The sequence below is a fragment of the Micromonospora echinofusca genome, from assembly GCF_017614955.1.
In the GTDB taxonomy this organism is placed as follows: Bacteria; Actinomycetota; Actinomycetes; order Mycobacteriales; family Micromonosporaceae; genus Micromonospora; species Micromonospora echinofusca_A.
Genome location: NZ_WVUH01000221.1, coordinates 1 through 12464, shown reverse-complemented (window position 1 = coordinate 12464; position 12464 = coordinate 1). Strand labels below are relative to the sequence as shown.

13 protein-coding genes and 1 tRNA gene are annotated in these 12464 nt (G+C 72.1%); 3 read left to right on the top strand and 11 right to left on the bottom strand.

The window, feature by feature from the left end; translation table 11 throughout:
* Positions 1 to 186 precede the first annotated feature (186 nt).
* Both GSF22_RS22360 and GSF22_RS22355 read right to left on the bottom strand, forming a co-directional pair.
* Positions 187 to 1035, bottom strand: a complete 849-nt coding sequence (locus GSF22_RS22360; protein WP_208815695.1) for a Bax inhibitor-1/YccA family protein — start codon at positions 1033 to 1035, stop codon at positions 187 to 189.
* 109 nt (positions 1036 to 1144) lie between these two features.
* A tRNA-Leu gene (locus GSF22_RS22355) sits at positions 1145 to 1225 on the bottom strand.
* 152 nt (positions 1226 to 1377) lie between these two features.
* On the opposite strand from GSF22_RS22355, the gene GSF22_RS22350 reads away from it, so the two are divergent.
* Complete coding sequence (locus GSF22_RS22350; RefSeq protein WP_307804214.1) at positions 1378 to 3180, top strand: hypothetical protein; 1803 nt, start codon at positions 1378 to 1380, stop codon at positions 3178 to 3180.
* 130 nt (positions 3181 to 3310) lie between these two features.
* Here the strand turns inward: GSF22_RS22350 and GSF22_RS22345 are convergent, their stop codons facing one another.
* The 4 genes from GSF22_RS22345 to GSF22_RS22330 all read right to left on the bottom strand — a co-directional run bounded on the left by GSF22_RS22345 (position 3311) and on the right by GSF22_RS22330 (position 7965).
* Positions 3311 to 4630 carry an NAD(P)/FAD-dependent oxidoreductase gene (locus GSF22_RS22345; RefSeq protein WP_208815697.1) on the bottom strand — a complete coding sequence of 440 codons (1320 nt, stop codon included), beginning with the start codon at positions 4628 to 4630 and terminating at the stop codon, positions 3311 to 3313.
* Positions 4631 to 4925: 295 nt separating this feature from the next.
* On the bottom strand, positions 4926 to 5486 hold the full coding sequence (locus GSF22_RS22340; protein ID WP_439957798.1) for a hypothetical protein: 561 nt from the start codon (positions 5484 to 5486) through the stop codon (positions 4926 to 4928).
* Positions 5486 to 6964 carry a DUF58 domain-containing protein gene (locus GSF22_RS22335; RefSeq protein ID WP_208815692.1) on the bottom strand — a complete coding sequence of 493 codons (1479 nt, stop codon included), beginning with the start codon at positions 6962 to 6964 and terminating at the stop codon, positions 5486 to 5488. The genes GSF22_RS22340 and GSF22_RS22335 overlap by 1 nt, the downstream gene beginning before the upstream one ends.
* Positions 6961 to 7965, bottom strand: coding sequence for an AAA family ATPase (locus GSF22_RS22330; protein WP_208815691.1), 1005 nt, complete (start codon positions 7963 to 7965; stop codon positions 6961 to 6963). The genes GSF22_RS22335 and GSF22_RS22330 overlap by 4 nt, the downstream gene beginning before the upstream one ends.
* A 155-nt stretch (positions 7966 to 8120) precedes the next feature.
* Here GSF22_RS22330 and GSF22_RS34950 point away from each other — a divergent pair, with 155 nt between their 5' ends.
* On the top strand, positions 8121 to 8312 hold the full coding sequence (locus GSF22_RS34950; protein WP_208815690.1) for a helix-turn-helix domain-containing protein: 192 nt from the start codon (positions 8121 to 8123) through the stop codon (positions 8310 to 8312).
* 42 nt (positions 8313 to 8354) lie between these two features.
* Positions 8355 to 8936, top strand: a complete 582-nt coding sequence (locus tag GSF22_RS22320) for an RNA-guided endonuclease InsQ/TnpB family protein (protein WP_208815689.1) — start codon at positions 8355 to 8357, stop codon at positions 8934 to 8936.
* 13 nt (positions 8937 to 8949) lie between these two features.
* Here the strand turns inward: GSF22_RS22320 and GSF22_RS22315 are convergent, their stop codons facing one another.
* The 5 genes from GSF22_RS22315 to GSF22_RS22295 all read right to left on the bottom strand — a co-directional run bounded on the left by GSF22_RS22315 (position 8950) and on the right by GSF22_RS22295 (position 12428).
* Complete coding sequence (locus GSF22_RS22315) at positions 8950 to 9543, bottom strand: hypothetical protein (protein ID WP_208815688.1); 594 nt, start codon at positions 9541 to 9543, stop codon at positions 8950 to 8952.
* 55 nt (positions 9544 to 9598) lie between these two features.
* Positions 9599 to 10348, bottom strand: a complete 750-nt coding sequence (locus tag GSF22_RS22310) for a DUF4129 domain-containing protein (protein WP_208815687.1) — start codon at positions 10346 to 10348, stop codon at positions 9599 to 9601.
* Between the two features lie 21 nt (positions 10349 to 10369).
* Positions 10370 to 11083 (bottom strand): uracil-DNA glycosylase, encoded by a 714-nt coding sequence (locus GSF22_RS22305; RefSeq protein ID WP_208815696.1) that lies wholly within the window; start codon positions 11081 to 11083, stop codon positions 10370 to 10372.
* A 19-nt stretch (positions 11084 to 11102) separates the two neighbouring features.
* Positions 11103 to 11789 carry a dienelactone hydrolase family protein gene (locus GSF22_RS22300; protein ID WP_208815686.1) on the bottom strand — a complete coding sequence of 229 codons (687 nt, stop codon included), beginning with the start codon at positions 11787 to 11789 and terminating at the stop codon, positions 11103 to 11105.
* A 228-nt stretch (positions 11790 to 12017) separates the two neighbouring features.
* On the bottom strand, positions 12018 to 12428 hold the full coding sequence (locus tag GSF22_RS22295) for an LppU/SCO3897 family protein (protein WP_307804213.1): 411 nt from the start codon (positions 12426 to 12428) through the stop codon (positions 12018 to 12020).
* Positions 12429 to 12464: the final 36 nt, after the last annotated feature.

The following is a 12464-nucleotide window of genomic DNA, read 5'->3' as shown; positions in this document are numbered from 1 at the left end:
CTCCCCACCCCTTCCCCGTCGATCTTGGAGTTGTGGCCCGTGCATAAGTAGTAAAAGCCGTGAAACGAGGGCCCAAAGTGCAAGATCGGCGAGGAATGGGGGTGGGGGCGACGGGTACCGACCGGTGCCGGAAACGACGCGGCGCCCACCCCGGGAACCGGGACGGGCGCCACGTCGGTCGGATGATCAGTCGTCGCCCTGGAAGTAGCTGAGCAGACGCAGGATCTCGATGTAGAGCCAGACCAGGCTGACCAGGATGCCGAACGCGGCGGTCCAGGAGTAGCGCTGCGGCAGACCCATCCGCACGCCCTCCTCGACCTCGTGGAAGCTCAGCACGAAGCTGAGCGAGGCGACCACGATGCAGACCAGGCTGAACCCGATGGCCAGCGGACCACCACTGCGCAGCCCGGTGTCGAAGCCGAAGAGCGCGAGCACCAGGTTGATCAGCATCACCGCGAAGAGACCGACGATCGCGGCGGTCACCCCCCGGACGAACTTCGGGGTGGCCCGGATGGCACGCACCTTGTAGAGCATCGCCATCAGGAAGAAGACGCCGAAGGTGGCGACCACCGCCTGGAGCACGATGCCGTTGTAGAGCGACTCGAAGGCCTTGCTGACCATGCCGACGAAGACGCCCTCGACGACCGAGTACGCCACGACGAGCGCCGGGTTGGCCATCCGGGAGAACGAGATGACCAGACCGAGCGCCAGACCGACGATCGCCGCGCCGATCCAGGCGACGCCGACCAGCGCGTCGGGTACGAGCACCCAGGCCGCCGCAGCGGACAGGCCCAGGATGCCCAGCAGGGTGACGGTCTTGACGACCACGTCGTCGATGGACATCGGCGCCACGGTCGGCGGCGCCGCCGGGTAGCCGGGTGCGGCCGGGTAGGGCTGTCCGTAGCCCTGCGGGGCGTAACCGGGCTGCTGCGGGTAACCGGGCTGGCCGTACGGGCCGGTCGGAGCGTACCCGGCAGCCCGCTCGCGCTCGGCCGCCTGGCCGAGCCGGGCCAGTACCGGGTTGGAAGTCTTCACTGTCGGGCCTCCCTCAGGGGGTCAACGCACATGACGTGCGCTTCAAGAGTAATGTGCCGCGACCGGTTGTGTGGAGATCGCCCGGGGCGCCGACCAGCAGCACGTTCGGTGCCCGGGGCGGGGGTCGAACCCGCATGCCTCTCGGCAGCCGCTTTTAAGGCGGCCGTGTCTGCCTTTCCACCACCCGGGCGGATGGGTGCCCGTGATGCCGAAAGCATCCCGGTGACTGCCACGGTAGCGGGTTCTGGCCCACCCGGCGCACCCCGTTTCGGTTGTCGCACTAGGGTCGAGGCCGTGACCAGCGCAACCCGTACCGCAGAGAAAGCCGGCCCCGGTGAGACCGTGACGCGAACCGACCGGACAGCGGCGACGAGCCGGCGGGCGCGGTGGGCGGCGGCCGGCCGACGGCACCGGGCCGACCTGGTCACCGGAGGGTTGTTCGTCCTCCTCGCGGGCTGGTTGACCCACGGCCTGTGGCCCGACCCGGGCGGCCGGGTGCTCGCGCTCAATCCGGAGGACCAGGCCCTCTACGAGTGGTTCCTGGCGGTCGACGCCCGGGCGCTGCTCGGTGACTTCGGCCTGCTCAGCGACCGGCTCAACGCCCCCGACGGGGTCAACCTGATGACCAACACCACGGTCATCGCGCTGGGCCTGCTCTTCGCGCCGGTGACGTTGGCGTTCGGGGCACCGGTCACCTTCGCCCTGCTCGCCGCCGTGAACCTGGCCGGCACGGCGATCGCCTGGTACCTGCTCTACCAGCGGGTCCTCGGAACCCGCCGGCTGGCCGCCGCCGTCGGCGGTGGACTGTGCGGGTTCGGTCCCGGCATCCTGTCGCAGAGCAACAGCCACCTGCACATGACCGCCCAGTGGCTGGTACCCGTGATCATCTGGCTGGTGGTCCGGCTGGTCCGGGCCGCCGACCCGGCCGGGCGGGCGGCCACGGCCGGCCCCGGCGTCGACCGGCGTCGGTTGGTCAGTTCCGCCGTCGGCCTGGCCGCCGCGATCACCGTCCAGGTCTTCGTCGGTGAGGAGGTCCTCTTCCTCACCGCGCTCACCCTGGTCGTGATGACCATCGCGTACGCTGCCGCCCGGCCGGCGCTGGCCCGTCGGGCGCTGCCCGGTTTCCTGGCCGGTATGGCGCTCGCCACGGTACTGGCGGTCACCGCCCTCGCCTACCCGCTGTGGTTCCAGTTCGCCGGACCACAGGGCGTGGCGGACGGGATGTTCAGCCCGGACTACTTCTCCGCCGACCTGGTGAGCTGGTCGGCGGTCTCACCACTGTCGGTACTCGGCGACGACTCGACGGCCCGGCTGAGCACCGGCCCGGCCGAGTACAACACCTTCCTCGGCTGGCCGCTGCTGCTGGTGGCGGTCGCCGGGGCGGCCTGGCTGATCCGCCGGCCACTGGTGATCGCCTGCACGGTGGCCGGGCTGCTGATGGCGGCCCTGTCGCTCGGCCCGGACCTGGTGGTCAACCGGAACCGCACCGAGGTACCCGGGCTGTACCGGCTGTTGGAAGGGCTGCCGGTGGTGGACGGCGCGCTGCCGATGCGCTTCGCGCTGGCGCTGCTCCCGCTGATCGCCACCATCCTGGTCCTCGTGCTGGACCGGGCGTTGCGGGCCGCCCGGTCCCCGGTGCGCTGGCTGGTACCCGGTGCGGTGGTCGTCGCCCTGCTGCCGGTACTGCCCGCACCGCTGCCCACCGCCGACCGGCCGGCGCTGCCCGAGTTCATCACCGCCGGTCACTGGCGCGACTGCGTACGCCCCGGTGGGGTGCTGGTTCCGGTGCCGCTGGCCACCCCCAAGGAACCGTGGCCGATGCGCTGGGCAACCGCCGCCGACGCCGGATTCAGCATGCCGGAAGGGTTCTTCATCGGCCCGTACGGTCGGGGCGGGACCGCCGCGATGGGCACCTACAAGCAGCCCACCTCGCTGCTGCTGACCGAGGTCGCGAAGCGGGGCACCAGCCCGCTGATCGACGACAACCACCGTCGGCAGGCGCAACGCGACGTGCAGTTCTGGGGGGCCTCGTGCGTCGTACTGGCCGACGGCGCACCGCACGAGAGCGAACTCCGGGGCACCCTGGAGGGGCTGTTCGGGCCGGGTACCCGGGTGGCCGACGCCTGGACCTGGCGGGTCGGCTGAAGCTGGGACCTGGCGGGTCGGCTGGTCGGGCGAGGTGGCGGGTCGGCTGACCGGACTGCTTTCGTCGCAGGGTGTTAAAAAGGGCCCCTTCCTATGCAGAAATCGATAAGAAGGGGCCCTTCCTTACCGGTCAGCGGACGGGTGGGGTCGCCTCGACGAATTCCTCCCGGGGGTCGTGCAGCTGGGCGAGCGCGACGACCTCCCGCTTGAGGAAGAAGGCCAGTGTCCAGTCGACCACCACGCGGACCTTACGGTTGAACGACGGGATACGGCTCATGTGGTACGTCCGGTGCATGAACCACGCCGGCCAGCCGGTCATCTTGATCCCGTAGACCTGGGCCACGCCCTTGTGCAGGCCGAGGCTGGCCACGCTGCCGGCGTGCTTGTGCCGGTAGTTCACCGGCTCCCGACCGTGGATCACCGCCACGATGTTGTCGGCCATCCGGGCCGCCTGCCGGACCGCGTGCTGGGCGCTCGGCGAGCAGTACGCCCCGGGCGGGCCGGTCAGGTCGGGTACGGCGGCGCAGTCACCGGCGCTCCACGCCCCCTCGACCACCCGGTCGCCGTCGACGACCTGGAGTCTCGGGTTGCAGGTGACCCGGCGCCGCTCGTCGCGGGGGAAGTCGGTGGCGTCCAGCACCGGCGACGGCTTGACGCCGGCCGTCCAGACGATGGTGTCGGCCCGGAAGCTGTCCCCGTCGGAGAGCTTGACCACCCCGTCGACGCAGGACTCCAGGCGGGTGTCCAGCCGGATGTCCATCTTCCGCTTGAGCAGCTGCTGGACGGTGTACGCACCCATGTCCCGGTCGACCTCGGGCAGCACCCGCTGGGTCGCCTCGACCAGCACCCAGCGCATGTCCTCCGGCTTCAGCTCGGGGTAGTACTTCAGCGCGTCCCGGGCCATGTCCTCCATCTCGGCCAGCGCCTCGATGCCCGCGTACCCGCCGCCGACGAAGACGAAGGTCAGCGCGGAGCGCCGGACCTCCGGGTCGGTGGTGGCGGCACCGACGTCGAGCCGGTCCAGCACGTGGTTGCGGAGGTAGATGGCCTCACCGATGGTCTTGAACCCGATGCCGTGCTCGTGCAGGCCGGGAATCGGCAGGGTCCGGGACACCGATCCGGGGGCCATCACGATGTGGTCGTACCGGATCTCGCGCACCGGGCCGGTGATCGGCTGCACGGTGGCGGTCTGGTTGGCGTGGTCGACCCGGGTCACCGCACCGGCGACGACCTTGCAGCGCCGCAGCTCACGGCGGAGCGGCACGACGGAGTGCCGGGGCGAGATGTTCCCCGCCGCAGCCTCGGGGAGGAACGGCTGGTACGTCATGTGTGGCTGGGGATCGACCACGACGACCTCGGCCTCGCGCGGGCTGAGCTTCTTCGACAGGCGCAGGGCGGCATAGAGACCGACGTGCCCGGCACCCACCACAAGGATCCGCTTCGGATTCACGTCATCCATCTTTCCCACCCGGCCCGGAGTATGCGCGTCCGATGGCCCCTTCTGTGACGGAGCACCCCTTGTGAGCTGCGTAACCCGAGGTGGGAAGGTGATTTTCGTCGCGGGAAAAAATGCCGGCGATGGGGGCGGAATGGGTATTCCGACCACACCGCCGGCACGACGATTTCGCGCTTGTCACCGGCCTGTACCGAACGTATCTCGCAAGATCAGGAAAAGCACCGGAGATCATTCACCGAATGTCGGCCGTAAGCGCACCCGGCCGCAGGACCGGCGGGGCTGCGACCGTTCACCGACGCCGGAACAACCAGCCCAGCAGGGTCGCGACCAGCACCGCGACCCCCAGCCCGACCAGCGCCGAGACCAGCCCGGCCCGGTCCGCGTCGGAGGCGGTGAACGACATCAGCAGCACCGAGAGGACCGCCCCGGCGAGGCTCACCCCGAGGGCGCGGAGCAGCCAACGGGTCGGCACGTCCGGGCTGACCACCGCGTCGTGGGGCAGCAGCGCCGCCAACGCGGCCAGGGTGTGCGTCAGGTAGAGCAGGGTCGCCAGGCCGAGCAGCCGCCACAGCGCCACCGGCTCGCCGTACCAGCTCGTGGAGAGCAACCAGCCGGCCACCGCGACCAGCACCGCCACGGTGGGCCACCGACGCCGGGGGGCGACCGCCGACAGGATCGCCGCGATCAGCAGCAGCAGGCCGGGCCGGTCGAACAGGATCCGGGTCGGGTACGCCAGCACGAAGGACGTCAGCGCGGTGGCGAAGACACCCACCCGGACCAGCAGCGGAATCAGGGTGATCCGGGCCACGGCCACGCTGACCGTGCGGATCCGGTCGTTGATCGCGGAGATCATCGCATGCCCACCCTCGGTGCAGCGGCCATCCGGGCGACGTCCCGGAGCACCAGGTCGAGGCTGCCGGCCCCGGCCCAGGCCACCACCGGTACGCCGTGCTGACGGAGCTGGCCGATGGTGTTCTCCCGTTCCAGCCGCCACAGCCCGTACGCCACCTGCGTCCACGGGCTCCGCAGTGGCGGGCCCACCCCGGCGGGCAGGGTGTCCACGGCCACCACGAACCGCCCCGAACGGGCCAGCCGGGCCAGCATCTCCGCCGAGCGCGGATCGACCAGCGGGGTGAGGACCACCAGCAGTGCGTTCGACGAGAGCAGGTGCGGACCGAACACCTGGTCGTAGGGCTGGTACTCGGACTGCTCCACCCGCACGTCGAGCAGCCACTCCAGCAGGGTGAGGTACTGCCGGCGCCCGGTGGCCGGACGCAGCCGGCGGGCCGACGGGCCGTACTCCAGCATGGACACCCGGTCACCCCGGTGCAGGTAGTGCTCGCCGATGGCCGCCGCCGCCCGGACGGTGGTGTCCAGCACCGAGGCGGTACCCGCGATCCCGCCCGACCGTCCCGCCTCGGCCAGCACGTCGAGCAGGAGCACCACCTCGGCGTCCCGGTCGGAGAGGGTCGCGGCCACGTGCAGCTGCCGGGCCCGCAGGGACACCCGCCAGTCGATCCGGCGCAGCCGGTCCCCGGGGCCGAAGACGCGTACCCCGGCCAGCTCACCGCCCTCCCCGGGGCGCCGGGACCGGTGCCCGCCGACCAGACCGGCGGCCCGGGGCATCGCCTCGTCCGCCTCGAACGGTTCGGTCCTCGGATAGACCCGGACCGTCCGGGCGCCGCTCACCACCGGACGGCAGGCGACCAGGCCGTCGCAGGCCACTGCGCGCACCCCGGCCGGGCCGATCGGGTGCCGTCCCCAACGCAGCGCCTCGCCCCGCAGCAGCAGGTCGGATCCGCTGCCGGCCGGGGTGGTCAGCACGAACGGCCGGTCCAGCCCGCCGGCGGGCAGGCCCTCGTCGGCCCCGGCCGTCGACCCGGCACCGGTGGCCTGCCCACCGTTCGGGGCCGGCGCGGGGCCGGTGGCCTGCCCGGCGCGGTCGATGCGCAGCCAGGGCGAGACCAGGGTACGGACGATCACCAGGTCGAAGTCGACCACGCCCGGATTGTCCACGCCCACCGTGCCGGCGACCGGCCCACCCTCGACCAGGTGCGTGTCGTCGGCGTCGACCTGTACCCCGGGGGCGACCGAGGGACGCTGCCGCAGCGCGTACGCGGTACCGAGCCCGAACGGCACGGCCAGCACGACCAGGTCGATCCGGCCCAGCAGCACCCCGAGGATCAGCAGCAGGCCGGTCAGCAGCACCGCCCGGCCGAGCGCCCGGGTCGGTACCCACTCCGGTGCCGGCGCCGGACCGGGTGCGCCGGTTTGCGGCACCGGGTCGGCGGCACCGGTCGGTACGGCGGGCCGTAGTGCCCGGGTCATGCCAGGCCGGTGGTGGCCGCGTAGCTGGGCAGGGCGCCGCTGGCCGGGGCCGGGGTCCGTTCCAGCACCTCGCTGACCACGAACGACGGGTCGGTACGGCGCAGCCACATCTCGGGGCGCAGGGTGATCCGGTGCGCCAGGGCGGGCGCCGCCACCTCCTTGACGTCCTCGGGGATCACGTAGTCCCGGCCGGCCAGCACGGCCCGGGCCCGGGCCAGCAGCAGCAGCGCCAGCGACCCCCGGGGCGAGGCGCCGACCAGCACCGACGGGTGCTCCCGGGTGGCCGAGGTGAGCGCGACGATGTACCGGCCGATGGAGTCCTCCACCACCACCTCCTCCAGAGCCGCCTGCATGGCCAGCAGGGTGGTGGCGTCCACCACCGGCTCCAGCACGGTCTCCTCCCGGCGCCGGGAGATCCGGCGCCGCAGGACGTCCCACTCCTCCTCGGGCAGCGGGTAACCGAACGAGACCCGGAGCAGGAAGCGGTCGAGTTGCGCCTCGGGCAGCGGGTACGTGCCCTCGTACTCGATCGGGTTGGCGGTGGCGAGCACGTGGAACGGCGGGTCGAGCCGGTAGGTGACCCCCTCCACCGAGACCTGCTTCTCCTGCATCGCCTCCAGCAGCGCGGACTGGGTCTTCGGCGGGGTCCGGTTGATCTCGTCGGCGAGCAGCAGGTTGGTGAAGACGGGACCGGCCCGGAAGGCGAAGTCGCCGTTGCGCTGGTCGTAGAGGAACGAACCGGTCACGTCGGCGGGGAGCAGGTCCGGGGTGAACTGGAGCCGCCGGAAGTCCAGGCCGAGGGCCTGGGCGAACGACCGGGCGGTCAGCGTCTTGCCCAGCCCCGGCAGGTCCTCCAGCAGGACGTGGCCACCGGCCAGGATGCCCGAGAGGACCAGCTCCAGTGCCTCCCGCTTGCCGACCACCACGGTGCCGACCGCATCGAGCACCGAGCGGGCCAGCCGGCCGACCTCGGCGACCGGCAGGAAGCGGGCCTCGTTCATCGCATTCCTTCCGTGGATACTCCGGCCTTCAGACCGGAGAGGAAACGGAGCCCCTGCGGCGCAGGGCAGAAAAAGCCGATCCACGGCCAGCGCGGACCGGCGTCCACCCGCGTGGCACCGCGGGGCTCACCGGCCAGCTGGCTAGCCTGTGAGCCGTGGCCAGGGCGGTGAAGCGGCCGTTCAGGTACCGCTTCTACCCGACCGACGGGCAGGCTGCCGAGCTCGCCCGTACGTTCGGCTGTGTCCGGCTGGTCTACAACATGGCGTTGCAGGCGCGCACGCAGGCGTGGACGCTGCGCCAGGAGCGGGTCACCTACGAGGCCACCTCGGCGATGCTGACCGGCTGAAAGAAGAGCGCCGAACTGGCGTTCCTCAACGAGGTGTCCTCCGTGCCGTTGCAGCAGACGCTGCGACACCTCCAGGCCGGGTTCACCCACTTCTTCGCCAAACGGGCCAGGTATCCGACGTTCAAGAGCAGGAAGAAGCCGCGCCGGTCGGCGGAGTACACCACCAGCGCGTTCCGCTGGCGTGACGGCCGGCTGACCCTGGCGAAGATGACCGACCCCCTGGACATCGTGTGGTCGAGGCCGCTGCCCGACAGGACGACACCGTCCACGGTGACCGTGTCGCAGGACGCGGCCGGGCGACAGGTGCGCACCATGCTGGAGTACAAGGCCGACTGGTACGGCCGCACCCTGGTCGCCGTGGACCACTGGTTCCCGTCGTCCAAGCTGTGCTCGGCGTGTGGTGCGCTCGCGCAACGGATGCCGCTGACCGTCCGGACGCGGACCTGCCGATGCGGGCAGACCCACGACCGCGACGTCAACGCGGCGCGCAACATTCTGGCCGCCGGGCTGGCGGTGACTGCCTGTGGGGCTGGCGTAAGACCTCAACGGGGGAACCTCCGTACGGGGCAGCAGGCGATGAAGCAGGAAAACCCGGGGGCGACCACGGGAGTCCCCGTCCTTTAGGGCGGGGAGGATGTCAAACCTTCTCCAGTCTGGCGATGACCGCCGCGAGGTCACGCGGCGACGGGGTGTGCCGGGTCGTCGTCGTGTCGAGCAGGGCCCAGACCTCCTCGCCCAGCAGGGCGCGGGCCCGGGTCGGGTCGGACCGCCGGTCCAGCCCGTGCCGCTGGCGCAGCCGGTCGTCGGCCAACTCACCGAGGGGCGGCAGGACGCCCCGGGCGAACCGGTCCGGCTCCCCCTGGGACCAGGCGAGCCGGCGTTCCCACCGGGCCACCGCCCGGCCCAGCGCGTCCTCGCCGCTGAACCGGTACCGGCTGTCGTCCTCACCGCCCGAGTAGGAGCGGCGCCGGCCGGGCGGGGGTGGCCGGAGCGGGCCGGTGACCCGACGGAGCAGCAGCAGCGCCAGCCAGCCGGAGAGTACCGCCACGACCGGCAGCGCCACCCCGAACAGCCGCATCCCGACGATGGTGACGGCGGTCAGCGCGCCGGCCGAGGCGGCGGTACGCAGCCAGCCGCCGAGACCGGGACGCTCCCGGCGGCCCGGCTCGTCGCCGACCGGTTCCTCCTCGTGCTGGAGCAGGTCGTCGATGCTCGCGCTGGACTGGCTCACGACGGCACCCCCCGGATACGGCTCGGTCCGGTCACGGCGGTACGGCCGGACCGGCTCACGACGGCACCCCGGCGGTCAGTTCGGCGCGCAGCCGGGCCAGCGCCGAGCGGGCCTCGTCACGCATCTGCTCGTCCACGGTGTGCGTGGCGTACCGGGCCTGCCGGTAGACGTGGGCGAACGTGGCGAGCACGTCCGCGCTGATCCGCGCCGAAGCGCTGCCGAGCAGCCGGGTGACCAGGTCGGTCGGGGTGTCCCCGACGCTGCGCGGTACCCCCGCTGCGGCGGCGGCCTCCTCCAGGCGTACCCAGCAGGCGATCACCGCCCGACGCGGATCGGTGTCGGTGTCGGAGAGGTCCACCAGCCCGGCGTCGAGGGCCGCCACCACCTCGGCGGCGGTCTGCGCCGCCGAACGGCCGGCCGTAGCGGGGCGCACCGGCGTCTTCGCCCGGCGCCGCCGGATGCTGCCGGAGAGCCCCTTGAGCAGGCTCCAGACCAGCAGCCCGATGAGCACCGCCGCGACCAGCCCGCAGAGCACCGCCGTCAGGGTGGTGAGCCAGCCGGGCAGTTGCGTCGGCTCGGCGGGGGCCACCCGCTCCATCGGCGGCGCCGACGGGACGTCGGTCGGGTACTCGGCCAGGGCGGGAATCTCGTCGGACGGCTGCTCGACCCGGCTGAACCGCAGGCCGGACCGGGTGGCCGCGAACCCGGCGACGGTCAACAGCCCGGCGACCGCCGCCAACGGCCAGAACCGGAGCAGCGTGACCAGGGTGGATCGGAAACCGTCCGGTGGGCGTCCATCCGTCATCGCCACCGCCCCCGCGTCGCCTCAGTCCAGTCCGGCCAGCTCCCTGGCCCGGACGAACACGTCGTCCAGCATGGCTGGCGTCAGCCGCCCGGTAAAGGTGTTCTGCTGGCTGACGTGGTAACAACCCAGCACCTGCGGCACGGCCGTGCCGGACCAGTGTGCCCCATGGCCGAAGGCCGGGCGCGGGCTGGGCGGGCGGACGCCGTACACCTGCTGCAACGTCGGCCACCACGCGGCCCAGGCGAACGCACCCAGCGCGACCACCACCCGCAGCATGGGTCTGATCAGCGTCACCTCCCGGTGCAGCCAGGGTGCGCAGGTGTCCCGCTCGGTCGGGGTGGGCTTGTTGTCCGGCGGTGCGCAACGGACGGCGGCGAAGATCCGGGTGTGCCGCAGGGCCAGGCCGTCGTCGGCGGCGACGCTGGTCGGCTGGTTGGCCAGCCCGGCGCGGTGCAGGGCGGCGAAGAGCACGTCCCCGGAGCGGTCCCCGGTGAAGATCCGCCCGGTCCGGTTGCCGCCGTGGGCGGCCGGGGCGAGCCCGAGGATGCCGATCCGGGCGTCCGGCGGCCCGAACCCCGGCACCGGGCGGCCCCAGTACTCCTGGTCGCGGAAGGCGGCCCGGCGGACCCGGGCCACCTCCTCCCGCCAGTCCACCAGGCGCGGGCAGGCGAAACAGTTGCTGACCGCGCCGTCGAGGTCGGTGAGGTCGGTCGCCCGCGCGGCGCGGGCGACCACCTCCGACGGGGTACGCGGTTCAGCCAAGCCGGGCCCGGAAGCATTCGAGGGTACGGGCCCAGGCGCTGGCTGCGGCCTGCTGGTGGAACACCTCGGGCCGGTCGTCGTTGAAGAACGCGTGCGCGGTGCCCGGGTAGTCGTAGACGGTGCAGTTGCCACCGGCCGCCTCGATCGCCGCCCGGGCGGTCTGTACGCCCTCGGCGGCCGAGGTGCCGTCCTCCTCCGAGCAGTGGATCAGCGCGGTCTTGCCGGCGTAGTCGGCCCAGTCGGGACGCATCCGGTTCCACGGCAGGACCGGGTAGAAGCCGGCGGTGGCGACGATCCGGTCGGAGAGGGTGGCCGACCAGAGGGCCAGGCTGCCCCCGGCGCAGAAACCCACACAACCGACCTTACCGGTCACCTCGGGTCGCCCGGCGAGGTAGTCGGCCGCCCCGGCGATGTCCCGGGCCGCCTGGTCCATGGCCAGGCCCATGATGAGCTTGCCGGCGTGGTCCGGCTCGGTGGTCGACTCGCCGTGGTAGAGGTCGGGCGCGAGGGCCACGAACCCGGCCGCCGCGAACCGGTCCGCCACGCTGGTGATGTGCGGCACCAGGCCCCACCACTCCTGGATCACGACGACCGCCGGGCCGGCCGCACCATCGGCGGGTAACGCGAGGTACCCCTCGCTGGTCCCACCGTTGCTGCGGTAGCTCACCATCTCGCCCATCGGCCCGTCTCCTAGCGGTCAGTCATCATTGGCTGGTCGCACAGTGGTCGTACGTGCCGGTAGCCTGCCACGCCCCCGCCGCGCCGGGGAAGACAGCGGGACAGTGGCATATACCTCCTGTTCACCTCCCGGCCGGTGCTGGTAGCGGGCTCCGGAACGCCGACGGCGGTGGTACGACCCGGGGGTCGTACCACCGCCGTCGGTGGCCGAGGTGATCCGGTCTCCCGGTCAGGCCTTCTTGGTCAGGCAGAGCAGGTAGCCCTTACCGCCGGCCGGGATGCTGTAGAAGGTGTAGCCCTCCTCACCCTCCTTGATGTACTGCTCGCAGGCGGTACCGAGCTGGGCCTGCGCCTCGGTCTGGTTCTCCACCCGACCGACCACGTTGAACGCCGCCTCGGTCGAGGTGCAGTCGACGACCTTGGCGTCGTTGGCCTCCTCCTCCTTGCCCTCGGCGACCTCGGGCAGCCCGGCGATGCAGTCGCCGACCTTGGCCTGCGCGGTCTCGTCCTTGTCGCCGAAGAGGGACTTGGCACCGAACTTCAGCCCACCGATGACGATCACGGCGAGGATCACGCCGAGGATGCCGAGCAGCTTCTTGCCGCCGCTCTTCTTCTGCTCCGGTGCGGCCGGGGGCGGCACCTGTCGCTTATACACATCTGGCGCTGCCGACGAAGG